This is a genomic window from Massilia norwichensis (genome assembly GCF_024753245.1).
In the GTDB taxonomy this organism is placed as follows: Bacteria; Pseudomonadota; Gammaproteobacteria; order Burkholderiales; family Burkholderiaceae_D; genus Telluria; species Telluria norwichensis.
The window spans coordinates 163,145-184,572 of sequence record NZ_JANUGX010000007.1 but is presented as its reverse complement, the minus strand read 5'-3'; the positions used below and the strand labels follow the sequence as shown (position 1 = coordinate 184,572).

Genomic DNA, 21,428 nt, shown 5'->3' with positions numbered 1-21,428 from the left:
GAAAAACGGGCCTTGCGGCCCGTCAATGTTATGCAAATGGATTGTCCACTGTTTCGACATCGGGTGGCGGCAACCGGTCCGGCAGGTCGCGGCTTTCGAGGCTGGCGACGACGGCGCCGAGCAGCGCACGCAGCCGCCGCGCGGCCTCCAGACCCTGCTTGTCGGCGGTCAGGTCGACATCGCCGGAAATGGTGATGCGGTCCAGGCGGTTTTCCAGCATCAGGTGGCCGATCTCGATCACGTCGGCTTCGTTGGCGTAGGGGACGAAGCTGCGTTCGCCGTGCTTGTCGCTCATGAATTCCTCCTGTCGCCCTTCTGGCGGATGTTCGGTAGTTTCAGCATGCGTCCCTTTTCCTCGTCGCTCAATGCGGGCAGCAAATTGATGCCGATGATGCGTTCGAGTTCCGGAATCGGGATCACGTTCGGCTTCGCATCCGCCGTGTTCTCGACGAACCACGCGGCGCCGGCTTTCTGGCGCGGACTGTAGACCAGCTTGTACAAGTGGGTCGGCACCAGCACCTTGCCGACCTTGCGCAGGTTGCTGCCGAGGAAGGCCGGTCCGGTTACCACATACAGGTCGCCTTCCTTCTTCGCCATCTTGCGCACCACCCCTTCGATGCCGGCCCACAGGTGGCGGTTGTTCTCGCCGTCCTGGGGCACGATGTTCGCCAGGCTGAAGCTGTCGCGCTGGGCATCGCGGTCCGGCATGTCGCCGTTCGGGGCCATGTGGCCGCGATCGAAGCCGCTGCGCGCGTAGTCGGACAGCTCAGCCCGCTGTCCGGCCGGCACGCGCGTCTCGGCGTGGAAGGAATTCTCGCGCGTCAGTTGCTGCGCCGCTTCAACCTCGTGCGCTTCCAGGTGCTCGGCCGACCACAGCGGGGTGCGGGTGATACCCGAATGCATGACGCTGAAAACCTTGAAGCACAGCTCCTTGGTGGCCGGCGCCAGCTTGGGGTTCTGGATTTGCGGCGCGCGGCCTTCGAGATAATGGTCGGCGCAGGATTCGGCCGTGCGCGGCGCGCCGGCCATCGGGGTGTGGGCGCGCGACGCCTCGCCGGCTTGCCTGTCGCAGGCCCCCAGAGTGAGCAGACTGGACAGTAAAACAAGCGGAGCAAACAACTTCTGAAGCATGGTAATAAACAAAGATCAATCGTGCCGCCATTGTAGCCGAGTACTCCTTGCGTGCCCGCATTGCATGAAATCGCGCCTGCGCACGATACGAAAACGCATTTCCGATCGGAATGTTATAGAATGCGCGCTTTCCAAAAGCTAAAGTGCATTTGAGCAAACATATTGGCAATGGATAATTTCTCCATTCCCGAGGATGTCCGGCGCTTCGTGCTGACCAGCATTCCCTCGGTGCCTTTCCTCGAAGCCCTGCTGCTGATGCGGGCGAACCCGGCGCAGGGCTGGAGCCGGGATACCCTCGCGCGCCGTCTCTACGTGCGCGACAAGGTCGCGGAAGGCTTGCTGGACGAACTTTGCCGTTCGGGGATGGCTGCGCCCGCACCCGGCATGACCGATGCGTATTGCTATCAGCCGCGCGAAGACGCGCTGCGCGAACGCATCGACCGTCTGGCCGACCTGTACTCGACCCACCTGGTCGAAGTCACCCACCTCATCCATTCTTCCCTCGACCGCAAGGCCCAGCAGTTCGCTGACGCCTTCAAATGGCGAAAGGATTCCTAAGTGGCGTTTACCATTTATTCATTGTGTGCCCTGACCTCGCTGGCCTGCGCCTGGTTGCTGCTGGCCAGTTACCGCCGCACCGGCCACCGCCTGCTGTTCTGGAGCGGCTGGTCTTTCGTTGCGATGACGGTGAACAATTTATTTCTGGTGCTCGACAAGATCGTCTTCCCCGATATCTACCTGCTGCCGGTACGCCTGCTGTCGGCCCTGGTGTCGATGCTGCTCCTGCTGTATGGCTTGATCTACGAGAAGGAGTGAACGTGAACTATATGCTGACCGGCGCCATCGCCATGGCCTCGACCGTGATCGCGCTGTTCTTCCTGCGCTTCTGGCGCAGTACGCGCGACCGTTTTTTCCTGTATTTCGCGCTGTCCTTCGGCATCGAAGGTGCGCACCGCGTGTATTCGGCCCTGAGCTACCAGGACAGCGAAGATTCGCCGCTGCACTACCTGATCCGCCTGCTCGCCTATGGGCTGATCCTGTGGGCCATCCTGGAAAAGAACCTGCCGGAACGGAAGAAGCGGTAAGCCGGGATCTTCCGGTAGCGTGCGCCCGCGCCCATCCCCCTGCGCCATAATCGCTTGACGATCATGCAAAGGAGGAAGCAATGGCAAACCAGCAGAATCAGCAAGGGCAACAGAACCAGCAGCGCGCCACCCCGGCCGAGGAACAGAACGGCCGCTCGGAAGACCTGCTGCCGGCAGGCTCCGCCGACAACACGGACAACAGCGCCGCCGACGGCCGTTTCGAAGTGGCCGAGGAAGTCAACCTCGACCAGCAGTCCGATTCCACCCGCCGCGTCGGCCAGGCCCCCAAGGGCATCGCTTCCGATGCGCTGGCCGATTCGCTCAAGCCGGAAAAGCTGAAAGGCGACGACGGCCAGGATGCCCAGGGCGGCGACGCCTGAGCCCCGGCCCGGTCTTTACATCGTCACGCCCATCCGCAGGCCCTCGATCGTGTGGGCCTGATAGATGTCTTCCAGCGAGTCGACCACGCGGCAGGTCAGGTGCTTGCGCACCTCTTCCGGCAGCGCATCCCAGTAGGCCCGGGTGACCTGCAGGTCGTGCTTGTCGGCGTTGCGCGCGTCCGGCGCATCCACGCCCAGCACGAAGATCGGGCGCGACAGCTGCGAACGGTTGGCGGTGCCGCGGTGGATGGTCAGCGCCGAGCGCGCCGAGATATCGCCCACCTGCGGCAGCTTGCGCTGGGCGCGCGCCTCGTAGCGCGGATACAGCGACTTGTCCGGGAACATCGGGTCGGTCCCCGCCAGGTCGTCCCACTGGGTGCCGGGGGCGATCTCGAACGGGCCGATCTCCTCGGTCACGTCGACGGTCGTGATGTTGAAGGCCAGCGAATTCAGGCGGCGCCCGACCAGGGTCGCTTCCGGTGCCGGGAAGTCGCGGTGCCAGGGCTGGTGCATCGCGCCCGGAAAGGGAATGTCGAAGCCGGCCTCGACCACCTTGTAGTCCGGCCCCAGCACGGCCCGGCACACCGCCGTCACCCACGGATGCGTCACCAGTTCGACGAAGCCGCGGATCCGCTCCGGATGCACTTCGACGTAATAGCGGGCCGGTCCGCGTTCCAGGGCGCCGCCCGGCCGTGCGCGCGCTTCGGCGAACAGGGTCTCGATGTCTTCCTTCAGCCGCCCCACCCATTCTTTCGTGAACGCGCCCTTGCGGGCGATGATGCCGTCGCCGTAGATACCGCCCATGATGGCGCCGACGTCGAAATTTTCCTCTGTACCCTTGGTCATGATCTCTCCTCCTGGGGCGCCATCCTACCGCCAAGCTGGCAAGCGGCGCGCACGGCCGATGGTTGACTTTCCGTGGGACTGCTCCTACATTGCGAAGACTATCGACGATACGGACCCCGGATGCAAGTTGTTCACGACGCTGGCAATAAGCCCAGGCCCACGCGCGGCCGCGTTCTGTTTGTCTGCGACCGCCCGGACGTCGATCCGGCAGTGGCGAGCGTGGCCGCGGAACTCGGCTATGAGGTGTTGCGCGTACCTAGCGCCGACGAAGCCCTGCGCCACACAGCGCCGCCCGGCTTCGCCCTGATCCTGGCCGGCTATACCGGCGACGTGCATGCCTTCGCCGGCCTCCTGCGGCGCCTGCGCGCGGCGTTTCCGCCGACGCCGCTGGTGGCGATCGGCCTGCCGCCGCGGCGCGACTTCGCAGTCGAGCCTTTATACGAGGCCGGCGCCCTCTCGGTGCTCGACGAGCCGATCTCGCCGCCGATCCTGAAGTCCAAGGCCCGCTTCTACCTCGATGCCTACGATACCGCGGCCGAGCGCACCCGCGCCCAGGAAGCGCTGGAAGAGACCCGCGCGCGCCTCGAAGCGACCATCGCCGCCGCCGGGATCGGCGTATGGACCTGGGATATCGACGCCGACCGGGTGGTGGCCGACCGCCGCATGGCCGTGATGTTCGGGGTCGACCCCGAGCTTGCCGAGAACGCGCCGCTGTCCGCCTATTTAGCGGCCATCCACCCCGACGACCTGGCGCCGACCGAGGCGCGCCTGCAGGAGGCGGTGAACGATGGCGCTGGCGCGTATGCCGCCACCTACCGCGTGCGCGATACCGGCGCCGGCAGCTGGCGCTGGCTGCTGGCGCGCGGCCAGCTGGAGCGCAACAGCCAGGGTGTCACCCGCCTGCGCGGCGTGGTGATCGACGTGACGGTGCAGAAGCAGGCCGAGGAACGCCTGCAGGCCAGCGAGGAACGCTACCGCACCCTGTTCGACTCGGTGGATGACGGCATCGGGGTGATCGAACTGCTGTACGACGCCGGCGGCAAGCCCTGCGACTACCGTTACCTGGAGGTGAACCGCGCGTTCAGCACCCACACGGGGCTGGCCGATCCGGTCGGCAAAACCGCGCGCGCCCTGATGCCCGGCCATGAAGGCCGCTGGTACGAACTGTACGGCCGGGTCGCCGCCACCGGCGAACCGGTGCGCTTCATCGAAGAAGCCGTCGACCTGCACCGCTGGTACGAGGTCTACGCCGCGCGGGTCGGGCCGGCCGGCAGCCGCAAGATCGTGGTGCTGTTCACCGACATCACCGAGCGGCGCCGCACCGAGCTCGAACTGCGCCGCCTGGCCGACGACCTGGCCGAGCAGGACAGCCGCAAGACAGCCTTCCTGGCAACCCTGGCGCACGAACTGCGCAATCCGCTGGCGCCGATCCGCAGCGGTCTGCAGCTGATGCGCCGCACCAGGGGCGACCCGCAGGCGCTGGCGCGGGTGCAGGACATCATGGACCGCCAGCTCGACCACCTGGTGCACCTGGTCGACGACCTGCTCGACGTCGCCCGCATCACGCGCGGCCAGATCGAGCTGAAACCCGAGTGGATCGATCTGGACGACGTGGTCCGCGCCGCAGTCGACACCAGCATGCCGCTGATCGAATCCGCCCGCCATCGCCTCGACCTGCGCCTGCCCGCCACGCCGCTCCAGCTGTATGCCGATCCGGTACGCCTGACCCAGGTGGTCAGCAACCTGCTCAACAACGCCGCCAAGTACACGCCGCGCGGCGGCGCCATCGTGGTCGCCGTCGAACGCGAGTTCGAACACGACCGCGAACAGGCCGTGATCGTGGTCTCCGACAACGGCATCGGCATCCCTGCCGAATCGATGGGATCGATTTTCCAGATGTTCACCCAGGTCTCGCATCCGTCCCTGCGCAGCCATGGCGGCCTCGGGATCGGCCTCTCGCTGGTGCGCAGCCTGGTCGAACTGCATGGCGGGACCATCACCGCCGCCAGCCGCGGCATCGATGCCGGCAGCGTCTTCACGGTGCGCCTGCCGCTGGCCGGCAAGGACAGTCCGATGCCGGTCCAGGACAATCTCGAGACCGCGCCTGGCGCGCCCGCCGCCCTGCAGCTGCTGGTGGTGGACGACAACCGCGACGCCGCCGAGACCCTGGCGGCCCTGCTCGGCATCATGGGCCACACGGCGCCGGTGGCGGCCGACGGCCACCAGGCGCTGCGCATGATCGCCAGCCTGCGTCCGCAGATCGTGTTCCTCGACATCGGCATGCCGGGCATGTCCGGCTACGAAGTAGCGGAGAAGGTGCGCGCCGATCCGCAATGCGCAGGCGTGCGCCTGGTGGCCCTGACCGGCTGGGGCGGCGAAGCGGACCGCGCCCGCAGCAGCGCCGCCGGCTTTGACGCCCACCTGACCAAGCCCGCGACCGTGACCGCGATCGAAGACGTCCTGGCGCGCCTGGCCGCCCCGCGCCAGCTCACCAGCTGAGCGACAGCAGGCGCGCGGCCATGCGTGGCCAGCACAGCCTCCCCACCTCCTCCCGCGTGGCCCAGCGAAAGCCGTCCGTCTCCGGGGTCGGCTTGCCGGTGACGTGGTGCGGGAAGAAGCTGCGGCAGATCAGGTGGCCGAGGTCGGGCAATTCATCACCCACCTCGACCTTGTACAGGTGCAGGCATTTGTCGCGCCGGTATTCGAAGCGGCCCAGGTCCTGGAAACGCGCGGCCTCGAATTCGAGCCCGGCCTCCTCGTACAGCTCGCGCATCGCCGCCGCCAACGTGTCTTCGCCCGGGTCTTGCAGGCCTTTTGGAATGTCCCATTTCGCGGTGCCGGTCACGTGGCAGATCAGCAGGCGGCCGGCCGCATCGACCACCAGCGTGCCGCACGAGACCTCGACCGGCTTGCTGCTGCCCTTCATGGCAGCCCCCGTGCCGCCGCGCTCAAGGCTTGCTCCAGCGCTTCCAGGCTGACCGGCTTGATCAGGTGCTGGTCGAAGCCGGCTTCGTGCGACAGCCGCTGATCGCTCTCGGAACCCCAGCCGGTCAGCGCGATCAGCACCACCTTGCGCAGCGCCGCACTACGGCGGATCTCGCGCGCGACCTCGTGTCCGCTCATGCCCGGCAGGCCGATGTCGAGCAGGACCAGGTCGGGCACGAAGGCGCGCGCCGCCGCCAGCCCCTGCGGTCCGTCGTGCGCGCTCATGGTGGTGTGGCCGAGGACTTCGAGCAGCGCCGTCAGGCTCTCGGCCGCATCCAGATTGTCGTCCACCACCAGCACGCGCAGCGACCCGCCGGCGCCCTGGGCATGGACCCCGGCCTGCGTCGCCGGCCCCGCAGCATGCGGCGTGCCGACCCGCAGCGGCAGGCGCACGGTGAAGGTCGAACCCTGACCGCGGCCGCCGCTGAAGGCGCTCACGCGGCCGCCGTGCAGTTCCACCAGGCGCCGCACCAGCGACAGCCCGATCCCGAGGCCGCCCTGGGCGCGGTCGAGGCTTCCGCGCACCTGGGTGAACATTTCGAACACCGAGCCGATGGCGTCCGGCGGGATGCCGATGCCGCTGTCGGACACGGCGATCACCGCCTGCCCGTCCTCGCGCCAGGCGGACAGCCCGATGCGTCCGCCGCCCGGGGTGTACTTGGCGGCGTTGTTGAGCAGGTTGGACAGCACCTGCACCATGCGCGTGACGTCGGCTTCGAGTTCCAGCGGCTCGGGCGGCAGCTCCACGCTCAGCTCGTGGCCGTGGGACTGGATCAGCGCGGTGCTGGTTTCGACGGCGGTGGCGACGATGGTCCGCAGCAGCACCGGCTCCTTCTTCAGCTCGATCTTGCCGCGCGTGATGCGGGCGATGTCGAGCAGGTCGTCCACCAGGTGGATCAGGTGGCCCAGCTGGCGGTCCATCATGCCGTGGATGCGGCGCGCGGCCGCCTCGTCGCGCGCCGCGCCCTGCGACTGCATGCGCAGCAGATCCAGGCCGGTGCGAATCGGCGCCAGCGGGTTGCGCAGCTCGTGCGCCAGCGTCGCCAGGAATTCGCTCTTGCGGTGATCGGCTTCCGACAGGTCGGCCGCGACCCGGCGCAGCTCGTCCTCGGCCAGCTTCTGCGCCGTGATGTCGCGCGTGATGGTCGCCAGGCCGATGTTCTGGCCGTTGGCGTCGCGCACCGCGAAGCCCTTGAAGTAGACCGGAATCGGCTCGCGTCCCTGCGGCTGGGCCAGGCGCAGCTCGCCCTCCCAGGCCGCCGCGTCGCCGGTCAGGGCCGTCATCATGTGGTCGCGCACGAAGGCGCGGTCTTCGCGGGGGAAGAAGTCCAGCATGCGCCAGGCCGCGATGTTGGTGTCCGCACCCAGGCCGGCCATGCGGCGCCCGGCCGGGTTCAGGTAGATGCCGCCGGCGTCCGGCGTGAAGATGCCGATGAAGTCCGAAGACTGCTCGGCCACCGCGGCCAGGCGGCGCACGCCTTCCTCGGCGCGGCGGCGGTCGGTCTCGTCGCGGAAGTACAGTGCGATGCCATCGTCTTCGGTCGGGAAGGAGTTGATCTCGAACCAGCGCGCCTGCGCCTCGTCGTAGACCTCCAGGCGGCTGCGGGTCCGCTCCAGCGCGCTGCGGCGCAGCAGCGGCGCGTGATCGGCATCGCGCAGCGCCGGAAACAGGTCCCAGAACTGGCCGCCGACCAGGTCTTCGCGGCGGCGCCGGGTCAAGCCCTCGGCGGCGCCGTTGGCGTAGGTGATGCGCCACGCCGCATCGAGGGCGATGAAACCTTCGCTCATGCTCTCCAGGATCGCGCGCGAGCGGTGCTCCGCGGCCTGGCGCTCGGCCGCTTCGTGACGCTGGCCGATCACCAGCGAGGCGGTGTTGGCCAGCAGGGCCAAGGCCGCTTCTTCCTGCGGCGCGAGCAGCCCGACGTCGCGGTAATACAGGCTGAAGGTGCCGAGCACCGCGCCGGACGGCGCCAGGATCGGCAGCGCGCGGCAGCCGCGCAGGCCGTAGGCCAGGGCCAGGTCGCGCTTCGCGCCCCATACGGGATCGGTGGCGATGTCGGGACTGGCCACCGGCTCGGCGCGCCAGGCCGCGGTGCCGGCGCTGCCGCTCAGCGGCGCGATGCGCAAGGCGTCGAGGGCCAGCTGGCATTCCAGCGGCAGCGAAGGCGCGGCGGCGTGGCGCAGGTACTGGCCGTCGTTCGACACCAGCTGCACCGAGGCCATGGCGGCGCCGCCGCTGTAGTCCTCGGCGGTGCGCGCCAGCACGTCCAGCACGTCGCCCAGCGGCGCATCGGTGACGGCCAGTTCGAGCGCGCCGCGCTGGCCCACCGCCAGGGCGTTGGCGCGGGTGCGGTCGGTGACGTCGACGCCGTGCAGCAGCACCCCGGACACGCTGCCGTCGGGTTCGCGCAGCGCCATGCAGACGAAGTCCAGGAAGTGTTCGTCCAGGCCGGCGCGCGGCGCGGGCGCGCGCAGCAGCAGGCGGGCATTGCTGGCATCGACCGCTTCGCCGCTGCGATAGACGCCGTCGATCAGCTCCAGGAAATCCTGGCCTTCGAGTTCGGGCATGGCATTGCGCAGCGGCAGCCCGGCCAGCGCGCGGCCGCCGGCGAGTTCCAGGAAACGCTGGTTGGCCATGTCGACCACGTGTTCCGGTCCCGTCATCACGCACATCAGGGCCGGCGCGCGGTGGAAGATGTCGCGCATGCGGTCGCCGGCGGCCTGCAGTTCGCGCACCAGCTGGTCGCGCACCGCCTGCGCCTGCCGCTCGCTGCGCGCGAGCTGCTCGTCGCGGCTCTTGAGGGCGGCGCGGTGACGCTCCTCTTCGATCTCGGCGAGCTGGGCGCGCTTGCGGTACAACTCGATGAAGACGCCGGTCTTGGCCCGCAGCACCGTGGGGTTGAAGGGCTTGATCATGTAGTCGACCGCGCCCAGCGCATAGGCGCGCTCGATCGGGAAGTCCCCGGCGTCGCCGGCGGTGAGGAAGATGATGGGCAAGGCCTGGGTGCGCGGATGCTGGCGGATCAGTTCCGCCAGTTCGAAGCCGTTCATGGTCGGCATGCGCACGTCCAGCAGCACCACCGCGAAGTCGCGCGCCAGCACCTCGCGCAGCGCAGCTTCGCCGGAGGTCACGGAGACCATCTCTCCGGCCAGGCCGACGAGCGTGGCCTCAAGCACCGCCAGATTGGCAGGCTGGTCGTCGACGAGGAGGATGCTGGTAAGGTCCTTGGTCATGCGGAAGATGATGCAAATAATGCAATGTATGCCGCAAGCTGCCGAAAGTCAATTGTGCGCGCCGCGATGCCGGGCGCCTCCACACTAGGACGGTATGCAGTTCGAATTGGAGCAAGTTGATGAGTCTTCCCTTCCTGGCGCCGCTGCGCCGGTTTTCCTTCCTCGGCAATTCCCTCGAAGACTGGGCGGTGGCCCTGGCGGTGACGGTGCTGGCGACCGTGGCGATGGCCTTCCTGCGCTCGATGATACTGCGGCGCCTGGCCGCGACCTCGGCCGTCACCGAGACCCGGCTCGACGACCTGGTCGTGACCATGCTGTCCAAGACCTACCTGCTGTTCATTGCCGCCTTTGCCGTGTATTTCGGCAGCACCTTCCTCGAACTGGGCCGCGCGCGCGAGCTGTTCATATCGCGCATCGCCGTGGCCGCCCTGCTGCTACAGGTGTCGGTGTGGGGCGACGTCGGCCTGCGCGCCTGGCGCGACATGCTGCGCCAGGGCCAGGACGGCGCGCGCCGCAATTCCAGCGCGGTGCTGGGCTTCAGCCTGCGCCTGACCTTGTGGGTGATCGTGTTCCTGATGGTGCTCGATAACTTCGGCGTCAACATCACGGCCCTGGTGGCCAGCCTGGGCGTGGGCGGTATCGCGGTGGCGCTGGCGGTGCAGAACATCCTCGGCGATCTGTTCGCCTCGCTCTCGATCACCCTGGACAAACCCTTCGAGATCGGCGATTTCATCATCGTCGGCGACGTCCTCGGCTCGGTCGAACATATCGGCCTGAAGACGACCCGGGTGCGCGGCCTGGGCGGCGAGCAGGTGGTGTTCTCGAACGGCGACCTGCTGAAAAGCCGCATCCACAACCACAAGCGCATGGAGACGCGCCGGGTCGCCTTCGTGCTGCGGGTCGCCTACGGCACCAGCGAGGAGCTGCTGTGCCGGATCCCGCGCATCATCCGCGAGATCGTCACGGCCAAGCCGAACGTCGATTTCGAGCGCGCCCATTTTTTCAATTGGGGCGAGTGGTCGCTGAACTTCGAGGTGGTCTACCACTTCCGCAGTCCCGACTACATCCTGCACATGGACGCGCAGCAGGACATCTTCCTGGAGATCTACCGGCGCTTCGAACAGGAAGGCATCCGCTTCGCGCACCCGCTGTCGATCGTCAAGCTGGCCGACCCGCCGGCCGGCGCGCCCTCGCAGTCCGGCGCCCCGGCGGGCCCGGCCTGGCGCCATTGAGATCGCGCCGTCTGCAGAGATCGCCGGACTCATCCTACAACCCGGCCATGGCGTGTCCTATAGCCGGGTTTATGCAAACCGCATAAGATGAATCCAGCTCCTCGCAACGAGGAACGCATGGCAACCATTCATAAAGGAGAATGATCATGGCACAAAACAACCAACAGAACGGCAATAACGGTAACCGCGGTTTCGCAGGCATGGATCCGCAGAAGCAGCGTGAAATCGCTTCGGAGGGCGGCCGCGCCGCCCACGCTTCGGGCAATGCCCACGAGTTCACCTCGGAAGAAGCACGCCGCGCCGGCTCGATGAGCCACAAGAACGACGGCAACCAGCAGTCGGGCGGCAACAATGCCGGTAACGGCGGCGGCGGCAACGGCGGCACCCGCGGCGGCTCGCCGGAGCAGCATGCCCGCGCCGGTTCGCAAAGCCACAAGAACGACGGCGGCAACCAGCAATCCGGCGGTAACAACGGCGGCAACGGCGGCACCCGCGGCGGCTCCTCGGAGCAGCATGCCCGCGCCGGCGCGCAAAGCCACAAGAACGACAAGCGCTGATCCAGCGGCTTTCACAGGTACTTGACCGACTGCCGGCCCCGCGCCGGCAGTTTTCATTTTCACTCATCAATATCCGTGACGCATCACGCGTATTGACGAGCCCGCCTCATCCTTCCGTGCGCGCCCTAACGCATCCAATTGTGCGATGCCGAACGGGTGATTAATGATATATTTTTGGCACGATATTGAACGCCGCGCCCGCGCCGCTACGCCTCACCGGGATGTGTTTTCGGTCCGCGAACGACCCTGCGCCCGGCCGGCCGCGCACGCAACCACTGTTCGTGGGTTGCCATCGTAGGCAGCCCTCCGTCGCACTCATGTTCTTATCCAGCACCCAGCTTCAGGGCTTGCGGCCTCCGCAAGCGCGTAGATTCAACACAACTTTAGGATAAAACAGATGAAAAAAAATATCGCCATCGTCGGCGCTGGATTCTCGGGAGCCGTGATCGCCAACCAGCTCGCCCAGGCGGGCTACACGGTCGAAGTCTTCGAATCCCGTCCCCACGTGGCGGGCAATTGCCATTCGGAGCGTGACCCCGAGACCGGCGTCATGGTCCACGTCTACGGCCCCCACATCTTCCACACCGACATCGAGCGATCCTGGGAATTCGTGAACCGCTACATGGAGTTCATGCCCTATGTGAACCGCGTCAAAGCCATCACCAACGGCGCCGTCTACACGCTGCCGATCAACCTGCTGACCATTAACCAGTTCTTCGGCAAGACCTTCCGCCCGGCCGAAGCCCAGGAATTCCTGGCGGGCCTCGGCGACAAGTCGATCGAGAACCCGACCACCTTCGAAGAACAGGCGCTGCGCTTCGTCGGCCGCGAGCTCTACGAAGCCTTCTTCAAGACCTACACCATCAAGCAGTGGGGCCTGCAGCCGAGCGAACTGCCGGCCAGCATCCTGAAACGCCTGCCGGTGCGCTTCAACTACGACGACAACTACTTCAACCACAAATACCAGGGCATGCCGAAGGATGGCTACACGGTGCTGGTGGAGCGCATCCTGGACGTGCCGGGCGTGACCGTGCACCTGAACACCAAATTCGATCCGGATTCGAAGGTCGACTACGACCACGTGTTCTACAGCGGCCCGATCGATTCCTGGTTCAAGCACCAGGAAGGCCGCCTGCCTTACCGCACGCTGGACTTCGAAGTGTTCCGCGAAAAAGGCGACTACCAGGGCAATGCCGTCATCAACTACTGCGACAACGCCGAATCCTTCACCCGCATCACCGAGCACAAGCACTTCTCGCCGTGGGAACAGCACGAAGGCTCGATCATGTACAAGGAATACAGCCGCCAGTGCGAAGAGAAGGACCTGCCCTACTACCCGATCCGCCAGGCGCGCGAGAAGGCCCAGCTGGAGCGCTACGTCAACCTGGCCAAGCAGGAAGAGAATGTGACCTTCGTCGGCCGCCTCGGCACCTACCGCTACCTCGACATGGACGTCACCATCAACGAGGCGCTGACCACCGCCGACAAGTTCCTGGAAGCGGCGCAGCAGAAAGCGCGCATGCCGGCCTTCGCGATCGATCCGCTGGCCTGATCCTTCATTAACAAGCCCGATAGACGCACGCACGCCGCCGGCGGTCGTGCGTCTATGCCGTTATACTGGCCCGATCATGCGAATTCAGCTATTTTCGGACCTGCACCTCGAGCGCGATCCCACATTCGAACCCCTCATCCATCCCGGCACCGACGTGATCGTGCTGGCCGGCGACATCGGCTCCTACCAGGCCAGAAGCCGCCTGCCGGACGAGGATTTCGGCCTCGCGCGCTTTTCCCCGCAACGCACCCAGTCGCCCGCACGGGTTCTCTACGTGCCCGGCAACCACGAATTCGACAGCCTCGAATACGGGGACGCCTATGAACGCCTGCAGCGTGTCTGCGCCGCACTCGGCATCGAATGGCTGGACCGCGAAGTGCTGGAGATCGATGGCGTGCGTTTCATCGGCAGCACGCTGTGGGCCGATTTCGATGGGGTCGCCAGCCAGGAACAGGACCTCACGAAGCAGCTGCAGGCACGCGGCAAGGCCTTCCGCGCCGCCAACTACTACCTGGCCAAGAACACCACCCTGCGCGACGGCGAGCCGGTGCTGGCCGAGGGCCAGCGCGACATGTCGCTGGCCTGCCAGGACTGGCTGCGCGGCGCCTTGACGGCGCCCTTTGACGGACCGACCGTGGTGGTCACCCATTACGCCCCCAGCCTGCGCAGCGCCGACCCGCGCTACGGCATCACGCCCGGCACCGCGGGCTTCTGCAACAGCATGGACGCGCTGATCCCCTACGCCGACGTCTGGATGCACGGCCACCTGCACTGCGCCAACGACTACCTGGTCGAGGGCGAGATCGATGGCCGCCGGCGGACCTGCCGCGTGCTCGCCAACCCGCTCGGCTATGCGAACAAGGGCGAGCAGGCGGCGTTCCGGCCGGAGCTGGTGATCGAGCTGTAGCTCAACCAGCTTAGCGTCAGCGAGCGCCGAATCAGCGCGCTGCCGCCGCGCCGGCCAGCTTCTGCGCCGGCTTCACGTCCTCGGGATTGAGCACCACCTGCACGTAATTCCCGGTATTGAAATAGCGCTGCGCCGCCAGCTTCACGTCTTCCGGCGTGATGTTGCCGGCGCGCTGCAGCTGGTCGAGCAGGCGGTGCGGATCGCTGCCGTACAGCGCCGCATTGCCGAGCGCCGCCACCCAGTAGGCATTGCTGCGCATATTGTTCTGCCAGGACTGGCTCCAGTTGCGCTTGACCTTGTCGAGTTCGGCCTGGTCCGGCCCTTCCTGCTTGAGACGCTCGATTTCGGCGAACAGTGCGACGCGCATGCGCTCGACCTGGTCGGGGCCGGTCGGCAGCGCGGTACCGATCACATAGTGTTCCCACGGCGTGCGGACGATGCCGCCGCTCATGCGCCCGCTGTAGATCAGACCCATCTTCTCGCGCAGCACCTCGACGATGCGCAGGTTCATGACCTCGACCAGCGCCTCGATGCGCAGCTGCTCGTCCGGCGACCAGGTGGTCGGCCCGGTAAAGCTCAGCGCCAGGGTGCTCTTCGGCTCGGTGCCCGCCTTGACTTCCTGCTTGACCACGCCGGTGGCGTAGCGCAGTCCGACGTCGCGGTAGGCCAGCGGCAGCTCGGGCGTCGGCAGCGTGCCCAGGTAGGTCGCGAGCAGCGGCTTGATCTTGTCGACCTCGAATTTGCCGGCCAGGACGAAGGTAAAGCCCCTGGCGCTGGAAAAGCGCTGGCGGTACAGCGCGATGCTGCGGTCGAGGTCGACCCTGGGCAGGTCGGCCAGCACCGTGGCGCGCGGTTCGTAGGGGTGCTTCGCATAGAGGGTGTCGACCAGCACGTCGCCGAAGCGCGCCTGCGGGGTGGCGTCGCGGTGGCGCAGCACCTCTTCTTCCTTGGCCAGGTAGGACTTGTACAAGCCCTCGTCGCGGCGCACGCCGTTAAAGCGCAGCCACAGCAGCTGCAGCATGGTCTCGATCTCCTCGGCCGAGGCGCCGGACGAGCCGCCGATCTCGTCGGTGTCCATGCCCAACTGCACGGCGGCGTTGGCATTGCGGCCGGCCAGCATCTTGCGCAGTTCGAGCGGGCTGAAGTCCTTCAGGCCCATCGCCGCCACCAGCGCGCTGGCATGGCGGGCATTGACCAGGTCCTTTTCGTCGAACAGGTTCTGGCCGCCGAAGCGCCGCGCGCCCAGCAGCACCTGGTCCTGCTGGAATCCGGTCGGCTTGAGGATGACCTTGACGCCGTTCGAGAAGCTCAGGCGCGTGATACCGAGCGACTTGTCCTGGCTTTCGGCGACGATGCTGCCGGGCGTGGCCGGCGGCACCATCAGGCTGCTCGCCAGCGCTTTTTCTTCGCGCACGCCGACCACCGCCTTCTCGCCGGCGGCGACTTCGGCCAGCAGCTGGGCCGGCGCCGGCGCCGGAACCGCTTCGCCGCCCACATAAATCACCAGCTTCTTGTCGTCGCCGGGGATGAAGCCGCGCGCGAAGGCATTCACCTCGTCCAGCGTGATCGCCGGCAGCAGCTCCTGCGCCATGCGGTGCTCGACCTCGCTGCCCGGCAGCGGCTCGCCCGCCACGAAGTTGCGGATGTACTCGGCCACATAGGTGCCCGAGGTGGTGCCGGCGCGCTCGTTATAGCTGCGTTCCTCGCTGCGTTGCAGGCTCTTGCGGGCGCGCTCGAACTCGGCCTGGGCAAAGCCGTGCTGGCGCGCGCGCTGCTGTTCCTGCAGCAGCGCGGCCAGGGCCGGGGCGCTGCCGCCCGCCCCCAGCACCACCCGCGCCATGTAGCCGCGGTAGCGCGGGGTCATCTGCGCGATGCCGCTGCTGGCGGCGACGAAGGGAGGATTCGGCTGCTGGCCCACTTCGAGCAGGCGCTGCGCGAGCATGCCGCCGACCAGGCGCTCGAACAGGCGCTCGCGGTAGCTGCCATAGGTGCCGCGGTCCGGCGCATAGCTGACCGGGTAATGCAGCAGCACGGAATTCATTGGCAGCTCGCGATCGGTCACGGCCAGCGCCTCGGTCGCCGCCAGCGGCGCGATCTCGACGTAGTCGCGCGGGCGCGGCGTCGGCGGATTGGTCAGCGGACCGAAATGCTTGCGGATCTGTTCTTCGAGTTCTTCTGGTTCGACATCGCCCACCGCCACCACCGCCATCAGGTCGGGCCGGTACCAGTCGCGGTAGAAGCGGCGCAGCGCGTCGGCCTTGAAGCTGCGGATCGATTCATCGGTGCCGCCGATCGCACGGTCGGCGTAGCGCGAGCCGTTGAACAGCTTGGGCATCAGCACCTTGTTGACCCGCTCGCCCACGCCTTTGCGGGTGCGCAGCTCTTCGAGCACGACGCTGCGTTCCTTGTCGATGTCGGCGTCGTTGAAGCTGACGCCGTGGGCCCAGTCCTCGAGGATGGTGAAGGCCTTGTCGATGTTTTCCTGCTTGTCGGTCGGGACCGGCAACACGTACATCGTCTGGTCGTAAGACGTGAAGGCGTTCAGGTCGGCGCCGAACTTGACCCCGATCGACTGCAGCCAGCCGACCACCTCGTGCTTGCGGAAATGAGTCGAGCCGTTGAAGGCCATGTGCTCGGTAAAGTGGGCCAGGCCGCGCTGGTCTTCGTCTTCGAGGATGGAGCCGGCCTTGACCACCAGGCGCAGCTCGAGCCGGCGCGCCGGCACCTTGTTCTGGCGAATATAGTAGGTCAGGCCGTTCGACAGCTTGCCGACCTTGACCCCGGGGCCGGTCGGGATCGGCGCGTTGGGGTCGAAGGCGGCGAATGAGGCGGACTGAGAAGCCGCCGGCGCCAGCCAGACGGCGGCGATCGCGAAACTGACGAGTCGGCGGGCGAGAATGCGGCGCATCCGGTTATCCTTGCTGGGTTGATCTTCGAGCGAAGAGCTTACCAGTCGGAAACCTTCAAAAGTACGCGCATTCTCACGCGCCGCGCGGTGCCCTCATTCGTAGCGCAGGGCCGCAGCCGGTTGCAGGCGCGCCGCCGACCAGCTTGGGTACAGCGTCGCCACGAAAGCCAGCAGCACCGCCACCCCGCCGATACGACCGACGTCACCCCAGCGCAGGTCGCTCGGCACTTCGCTGATCAGGTAGATGTCCTTGGCCAGGAACTGCACGCCGAACGCATGCTCGATGGCCGGCACGATGACGTCGACGTTCAGCGCGAACAGCACGCCGATGACGACACCCAGCAGCGCGCCCAGCACGCCGACCAGCGTACCCTGGATCACGAAGATGCGCATGATCGAGCGTGGCGAGGCGCCCAGGGTGCGCAGGATCGCGATGTCGGCCTGCTTGTCGCGCACCGTCATGACCAGGGTCGAGACCAGGTTGAAGGCGGCGACCGCGATGATCATGGTGAGGATCACGAACATCATGCGCTTCTGCGACTGCACGGCGGCGAACCAGGTTGCGTTCACGCGGGTCCAGTCGCGCACGAACAGGCGCTGGTCGAGGCCGCGCGCCAGCTCGATCGCCACTGCCGGCGCGGCATACATGTCGGCCAGGCGCAGGCGCAGGCCGCTCGGGGCGTCCAGGCCCTGCAGCGCTTCGGCATCCTGGACGTGGACGAAACCCAGCGCCGAGTCGAACTGGTAGTTGCCGGAATCGAAGACGTCGGCCACCGTGAACACACGCTGGCGGGTCGAGATCTGTCCCGGCTGGGTCGAGGACCCGGGGGCGGCCACCAGCAGGCGCACCTTGTCGCCGGCCTTCACGTCCAGCGAGCGCGCCAGTTCGCTGCCCAGCACCAGGCTGTTCGCGCCGGGCTTCAAGGCGTCGAGGTTGCGCGCATGCGTCTGGCCGGCGATGTCCGAGACCTTCACCTCGGCTTCGGGCAGCACGCCGCGGATCACCACCGGTTTCATGGTGTCCTCGCGCAGCAGCATGCCCTGGATCTCGACGAAGGGCGCGGCGGCCTTGATGGCCGGGTTGCGCAGCGCCTGCTGCTCGACGGCGCGCCACTCGGGCATGGCGCCGTCGCCGGCCATCACCTCGACGTGGGCCAGCACCGAGAGCATGCGCGCGGTGACCTCCTTTTCGAAGCCGTTCATCACCGACAGCACGACGATCAGCGCGGCGACGCCGAGCGCGATCCCGGCCACGGAGATCAGGGAAATGAAGGAGAGGAAGCGGTTGCGGCTGGCGCGCTTGCCAGCGCGGGTATAGCGCAGGCCGATCAGCCACTCGTAAGGCAGGCGGTGCAGGATACTCATCCGCGCATTTTGCCATAAAAGCAAAAAAACCGCCCACGCATTGCTGCGGGGCGGCTGTTTCGGGCTTTCGCCAGCTTATTCGGCGGCCTGGGCCTTCTTCGGCTCGACGTCGATGGCGGCGGTCTGGACCTGCTGTTGTTTGACCGGCAGCGGGCTGACGTTGCCGGCTTCGACACCGGTGTAGCTGTTGCCGTCGGCGCTCAGGCGCTGCGCCTTGTTGCCCGGCTCGGTGGTCTGGATCAGCTCGTGCATCGCCTGGGCGGTCTTGTCCCAGGAGGTGCCGGCAACCACGGTGCGCATGCGCTGGGCCAGGTCGGCCTTCTGCTCGTCGCTCAGGGCCAGCATGCGCTCGCAGGCGGCGATGAACTCGGCCGGGGTCGCGGCGATTTCGACGACGTGGCTGTACGGGACCTTGACGTCGGTGATCGGGGTCGAGACAGAGGGCAGCTCGGCAGCCATGTATTCCAGCACCTTGGTCGGCGAGATGAACTTGGTCGATTCGTTCATCGCGAAGGGCAGCAGGCAGACGTCCCAGCCGGCCAGGAACTTCGGCAGCTCTTCATAGGTGCGCTGGCCCATGTAGTGGATGTTGGCGGCCTGCGGCAGGTGCGCCGGGTCGATCTTCACGACCGGGCCGACCAGCACGATCTGCCAGTCCGGACGAGCGGCGGCCATTTCGCGGATCAGGTCGATGTCGAAACGCTCGTCGATCACGCCGTAGAAGCCGAGGCGCGGCCCCGGGATGCTGGCCTGGTCCGGGTGGCTGTACGAACGGTCCTGGGCTTTCTGGAAATGCTTGGCGTCGACGCTGCTCGAGAAGCAGTGGGCGTTGGCGTGGCGTTCCTTCTTCGAGTTGTACAGGCTCGGGCCGCCGGTGAAGCACAGGTCGGCGATGTTCAGCAGTGCGCTTTCGCGCTGCACCAGCTGCTTCGGCGGGTTCTTGAACGCGGCCAGTTCGTCCATGCAGTCGTACACGACCAGCGAAGGTTCGAAGCTTTGCAGCAGCGGCAGGGCCATCGGGGTGTAGAACCAGACGACCGGCTTTTCGCCTTGCGGCACGAGGTCGGCCAGCAGGTTCTGCAGGGTCGGGATCTGGTCGTCATGGAAACCAGGCGCGTGGATCGCGGTATGCGGCTGGCACACCGTGATGTTCGGCGCGACGGCCGTCTTCTTCAGGTGTGCCTGCCCTTCGTGGTAGACCGGTTCCTCGACGATGAGGATTCGGTAGTGTTCCGCCAGGCGAGTCATCAGGTGCTGGGGACGCTGAAACACAAAGTCCCAACGCAGGTGGCAAAACACGATCAGGGTTGGCATTTTTCAAGTTCCTTTCGCCTTCGGGCGTTCTCGTTGATCTGGTATGCAACCGGCTCGACACTGGCTTGTGCGCTTGGACGCGCCAGGTTTCGGGGGTGCCGGACCCGAGAATCGTAACATGCAAAATCGCCAAGATTTTCAGTTACCAATTGCAATATTGACAACCGGTAACGAAAATGGGAAGCGGGGTTTGCGCTCCCCTAGGAGACTTGTGACTCTTGGTCAAAAATGTAGGCTTAGTCCTACGATTAATCAGGAAAAAGCACTACGAAAAATCCTCGGGCACTCAAGCGTGCGCAGGGTGAAGTGGAGAACGGAAGAGCAGGAAAACGGTGTTTCCGGGGAAGGAATGGGGCACCAAAGTGCTGAAGGCGAGGCAATTACCGTCGTCCGGCACGTCGCCACCGTCATTCCCGCGAAGGCGGGAATCCAGGTTGCATGCGTTTCTTCAGCTCATCAAGCCACCACCGTCATTCCCGCGAAGGCGGGAATCCAGGTTGCATGCGTTTCGTCGGCTCATCAAGCCACCACCGTCATTCCCGCGAAGGCGGGAATCCAGGTTGCATGCGTTTCGTCGGCTCATCGGACTTGGGTCCCCGCCTGCGCGGGGACGACGGCGAACCGCGCAGCGACCGTCAATCGCTCAGATACGCCTCCGCCCCCTCCGGCTGCCCGCCGGCGTCGAAACCGCGCGCCACCAGCACGCCGTCCAGTCCGATCGTGCCGAGGCCGTCGCACAAGTCTTCCATCTCGGTCTCGAGGTCGGCCGCCAGGTCCAGCGGCTTGTCGATCGTGGCCAGCGGTGCGCCGCCGTCGAGCGGGTAGAGATTGATGCGCAGCGCGGCGTGGTCGACCAGGTCGACCGGCGCCACCACGGCCTTGATGCGTTCCGGCGCCAGGTCCAGTTCGTCCAGGCGGCTGTTGACCTCGGAGAGCGTCGCCAGCATCCCCAGCTCGGCCACGCCCTGCCCCTTGGCGCCATAGAACAGGTCCTGGTACAGGAAGTTCAGCTCGATGTCGGCCGGCTTGCTGGACAGGCTGCGCGCCAGCAGCGGCTGGATGGTGCCGGCCCACATGCGGTAGCGCGCCATGCGGCCTTCGAAATAGGCGTCGGCGGCCGCCTCGTCCTTCGGCACCTTGTAGAAGGGATCGTCGGCGTGCTTGAGCGAGAAGCCGAGCAGGAAGCGCAGCTCCATCGCTTCGTCGTCGGGGCCGAAGCCGCTCGCATGCCAGCCGCGCATGCTGGCTTCGATGGTCGGCGCCGCGACCAGCTTCTTGCTGCGCATCGAGGCCGCCGCCTCCTTCAGCATCTGCTGCAGGTCGCTGTAGCCGATGTGGTCGACCTCGTCCAGGTCGTACAGGTAACGCACCAGCACCACGCGGCTGTCGGCGCTGGCCAGGCCGGTGTGGCGGAAACTGTCGCTCAGTTCTTCGAAGGCGGCATCGTCCTGGAACACCTCGGCCGCCGTCAGGCCGCCGGTGCTGCTGACGAACAGCGGGATCATGAAGGCGTCGATCTCGAGCTCGGCGCCGTCCGCATCCGGATCGCGCAGGCGCAGGGTCGCGGCTTCTTCCTCGATGTGCTCCTGCAGGTAACGGCAGCACTCGGGGTCGGTGTAGCGCGCCGCTTCGATGGCGCCGTACAGCACCTCATCGTGGTTGCGGCGCAGGGCACGGCGGACCAGGGTCAGCAGGTCCTGTTCGTATTGCGGGATGCGCGCGGCGGCCTGCAGATCCTCGGGGTCGGTCTCGGTAATCTCCAGTGCGAGATCGACCAGGTTCTGGGCCAGCGCCTCGTGGTCGGACTCCGCCGCGGGTTTTGCAGATTTGCGGGGAGCTGGGCGCTTGTTTTTTGGCATGGCGACAATCGTAAAGAGTGAACAAGGCCCCATGTTATCAAATGGACGAAAAAAAACCCGCTTCCGGGACCGC

Annotated in this window: 18 protein-coding genes; 9 read left to right on the top strand and 9 right to left on the bottom strand. The window is 66.5% G+C overall.

Annotation, left to right across the window (positions count from 1 at the left end; all coding sequences use genetic code 11):
* Window positions 1-28: 28 nt before the first annotated feature.
* Together NX782_RS08495 and NX782_RS08490 are read right to left on the bottom strand one after the other, a co-directional pair.
* The gene (locus NX782_RS08495; protein WP_258845009.1) at window positions 29-295 is read right to left on the bottom strand and encodes a hypothetical protein; all 267 of its coding nucleotides are present in this window, start codon (window positions 293-295) and stop codon (window positions 29-31) included.
* Complete coding sequence (locus NX782_RS08490; RefSeq protein WP_370661774.1) at window positions 292-1,131, bottom strand: DNA/RNA non-specific endonuclease; 840 nt, start codon at window positions 1,129-1,131, stop codon at window positions 292-294. The genes NX782_RS08495 and NX782_RS08490 overlap by 4 nt, the downstream gene beginning before the upstream one ends.
* A gap of 168 nt (window positions 1,132-1,299) precedes the next feature.
* Here NX782_RS08490 and NX782_RS08485 point away from each other — a divergent pair, with 168 nt between their 5' ends.
* From NX782_RS08485 to NX782_RS08470, 4 genes are all read left to right on the top strand, one after another.
* Entirely contained in the window at window positions 1,300-1,689 is a 390-nt protein-coding gene (locus NX782_RS08485) for a hypothetical protein (protein ID WP_258845008.1), read from the top strand.
* Window positions 1,690-1,947: a DUF5985 family protein gene (locus NX782_RS08480; protein WP_258845007.1), complete on the top strand. Its 258-nt coding sequence runs from the start codon at window positions 1,690-1,692 to the stop codon at window positions 1,945-1,947. It begins immediately after the preceding gene.
* 11 nt (window positions 1,948-1,958) lie between these two features.
* The gene (locus tag NX782_RS08475; RefSeq protein WP_258845016.1) at window positions 1,959-2,216 is read left to right on the top strand and encodes a DUF5985 family protein; all 258 of its coding nucleotides are present in this window, start codon (window positions 1,959-1,961) and stop codon (window positions 2,214-2,216) included.
* A gap of 80 nt (window positions 2,217-2,296) precedes the next feature.
* Window positions 2,297-2,596, top strand: coding sequence for a hypothetical protein (locus NX782_RS08470; RefSeq protein WP_258845006.1), 300 nt, complete (start codon window positions 2,297-2,299; stop codon window positions 2,594-2,596).
* Window positions 2,597-2,611: 15 nt separating this feature from the next.
* On the opposite strand, the gene NX782_RS08465 is transcribed toward NX782_RS08470, so the two are convergent.
* Window positions 2,612-3,442 (bottom strand): phytanoyl-CoA dioxygenase family protein, encoded by an 831-nt coding sequence (locus tag NX782_RS08465; RefSeq protein WP_258845005.1) that lies wholly within the window; start codon window positions 3,440-3,442, stop codon window positions 2,612-2,614.
* A 120-nt stretch (window positions 3,443-3,562) separates the two neighbouring features.
* Here NX782_RS08465 and NX782_RS08460 point away from each other — a divergent pair, with 120 nt between their 5' ends.
* A complete protein-coding gene (locus NX782_RS08460) occupies window positions 3,563-5,941 on the top strand; it encodes a hybrid sensor histidine kinase/response regulator (protein WP_258845004.1) in 2,379 nt (792 codons plus the stop codon).
* On the opposite strand, the gene NX782_RS08455 is transcribed toward NX782_RS08460, so the two are convergent.
* Together NX782_RS08455 and NX782_RS08450 are read right to left on the bottom strand one after the other, a co-directional pair.
* On the bottom strand, window positions 5,931-6,368 hold the full coding sequence (locus tag NX782_RS08455) for an NUDIX domain-containing protein (protein WP_258845003.1): 438 nt from the start codon (window positions 6,366-6,368) through the stop codon (window positions 5,931-5,933). The genes NX782_RS08460 and NX782_RS08455 overlap by 11 nt on opposite strands.
* Window positions 6,365-9,661, bottom strand: a complete 3,297-nt coding sequence (locus tag NX782_RS08450) for a response regulator (RefSeq protein ID WP_258845002.1) — start codon at window positions 9,659-9,661, stop codon at window positions 6,365-6,367. The genes NX782_RS08455 and NX782_RS08450 overlap by 4 nt, the downstream gene beginning before the upstream one ends.
* A 119-nt stretch (window positions 9,662-9,780) precedes the next feature.
* Here NX782_RS08450 and NX782_RS08445 point away from each other — a divergent pair, with 119 nt between their 5' ends.
* The 4 genes from NX782_RS08445 (at window position 9,781) to NX782_RS08430 (ending at window position 13,909) form a co-directional block, all read left to right on the top strand.
* Window positions 9,781-10,893, top strand: a complete 1,113-nt coding sequence (locus NX782_RS08445; protein WP_258845001.1) for a mechanosensitive ion channel family protein — start codon at window positions 9,781-9,783, stop codon at window positions 10,891-10,893.
* Window positions 10,894-11,039: 146 nt separating this feature from the next.
* Window positions 11,040-11,450 (top strand): KGG domain-containing protein, encoded by a 411-nt coding sequence (locus NX782_RS08440; protein ID WP_258845000.1) that lies wholly within the window; start codon window positions 11,040-11,042, stop codon window positions 11,448-11,450.
* 397 nt (window positions 11,451-11,847) lie between these two features.
* Window positions 11,848-13,002 carry a UDP-galactopyranose mutase gene (gene glf, locus NX782_RS08435; protein ID WP_258844999.1) on the top strand — a complete coding sequence of 385 codons (1,155 nt, stop codon included), beginning with the start codon at window positions 11,848-11,850 and terminating at the stop codon, window positions 13,000-13,002.
* 76 nt (window positions 13,003-13,078) lie between these two features.
* Window positions 13,079-13,909 carry a metallophosphoesterase gene (locus tag NX782_RS08430; RefSeq protein ID WP_258844998.1) on the top strand — a complete coding sequence of 277 codons (831 nt, stop codon included), beginning with the start codon at window positions 13,079-13,081 and terminating at the stop codon, window positions 13,907-13,909.
* A gap of 31 nt (window positions 13,910-13,940) precedes the next feature.
* On the opposite strand, the gene NX782_RS08425 is transcribed toward NX782_RS08430, so the two are convergent.
* From NX782_RS08425 to NX782_RS08410, 4 genes are all read right to left on the bottom strand, one after another.
* Window positions 13,941-16,817 carry a M16 family metallopeptidase gene (locus NX782_RS08425; RefSeq protein ID WP_258844997.1) on the bottom strand — a complete coding sequence of 959 codons (2,877 nt, stop codon included), beginning with the start codon at window positions 16,815-16,817 and terminating at the stop codon, window positions 13,941-13,943.
* 93 nt (window positions 16,818-16,910) lie between these two features.
* Window positions 16,911-18,182, bottom strand: coding sequence for a lipoprotein-releasing ABC transporter permease subunit (locus NX782_RS08420; RefSeq protein ID WP_258844996.1), 1,272 nt, complete (start codon window positions 18,180-18,182; stop codon window positions 16,911-16,913).
* A gap of 75 nt (window positions 18,183-18,257) precedes the next feature.
* Entirely contained in the window at window positions 18,258-19,496 is a 1,239-nt protein-coding gene (locus NX782_RS08415; protein WP_258844995.1) for a glycosyltransferase family 1 protein, read from the bottom strand.
* A 635-nt stretch (window positions 19,497-20,131) separates the two neighbouring features.
* Complete coding sequence (locus NX782_RS08410; RefSeq protein ID WP_258844994.1) at window positions 20,132-21,355, bottom strand: hypothetical protein; 1,224 nt, start codon at window positions 21,353-21,355, stop codon at window positions 20,132-20,134.
* Window positions 21,356-21,428: the final 73 nt, after the last annotated feature.

Excerpts from the sequence above, each read along its gene's own strand:
- NX782_RS08495 (WP_258845009.1), bottom strand. The coding sequence starts at position 295 with ATGAGCGACAAGCACGGCGAACGCAGCTTCGTCCCCTACGCCAACGAA.
- NX782_RS08490 (WP_370661774.1), bottom strand. The coding sequence starts at position 1,131 with ATGCTTCAGAAGTTGTTTGCTCCGCTTGTTTTACTGTCCAGTCTGCTC.
- NX782_RS08485 (WP_258845008.1), top strand. The coding sequence starts at position 1,300 with ATGGATAATTTCTCCATTCCCGAGGATGTCCGGCGCTTCGTGCTGACC.
- NX782_RS08475 (WP_258845016.1), top strand. The coding sequence starts at position 1,959 with ATGCTGACCGGCGCCATCGCCATGGCCTCGACCGTGATCGCGCTGTTC.
- NX782_RS08470 (WP_258845006.1), top strand. The coding sequence starts at position 2,297 with ATGGCAAACCAGCAGAATCAGCAAGGGCAACAGAACCAGCAGCGCGCC.
- NX782_RS08465 (WP_258845005.1), bottom strand. The coding sequence starts at position 3,442 with ATGACCAAGGGTACAGAGGAAAATTTCGACGTCGGCGCCATCATGGGC.
- NX782_RS08460 (WP_258845004.1), top strand. The coding sequence starts at position 3,563 with ATGCAAGTTGTTCACGACGCTGGCAATAAGCCCAGGCCCACGCGCGGC.
- NX782_RS08455 (WP_258845003.1), bottom strand. The coding sequence starts at position 6,368 with ATGAAGGGCAGCAGCAAGCCGGTCGAGGTCTCGTGCGGCACGCTGGTG.
- NX782_RS08450 (WP_258845002.1), bottom strand. The coding sequence starts at position 9,661 with ATGACCAAGGACCTTACCAGCATCCTCCTCGTCGACGACCAGCCTGCC.
- NX782_RS08445 (WP_258845001.1), top strand. The coding sequence starts at position 9,781 with ATGAGTCTTCCCTTCCTGGCGCCGCTGCGCCGGTTTTCCTTCCTCGGC.
- NX782_RS08440 (WP_258845000.1), top strand. The coding sequence starts at position 11,040 with ATGGCACAAAACAACCAACAGAACGGCAATAACGGTAACCGCGGTTTC.
- glf (WP_258844999.1), top strand. The coding sequence starts at position 11,848 with ATGAAAAAAAATATCGCCATCGTCGGCGCTGGATTCTCGGGAGCCGTG.
- NX782_RS08430 (WP_258844998.1), top strand. The coding sequence starts at position 13,079 with ATGCGAATTCAGCTATTTTCGGACCTGCACCTCGAGCGCGATCCCACA.
- NX782_RS08425 (WP_258844997.1), bottom strand. The coding sequence starts at position 16,817 with ATGCGCCGCATTCTCGCCCGCCGACTCGTCAGTTTCGCGATCGCCGCC.
- NX782_RS08420 (WP_258844996.1), bottom strand. The coding sequence starts at position 18,182 with ATGAGTATCCTGCACCGCCTGCCTTACGAGTGGCTGATCGGCCTGCGC.
- NX782_RS08415 (WP_258844995.1), bottom strand. The coding sequence starts at position 19,496 with ATGCCAACCCTGATCGTGTTTTGCCACCTGCGTTGGGACTTTGTGTTT.
- NX782_RS08410 (WP_258844994.1), bottom strand. The coding sequence starts at position 21,355 with ATGCCAAAAAACAAGCGCCCAGCTCCCCGCAAATCTGCAAAACCCGCG.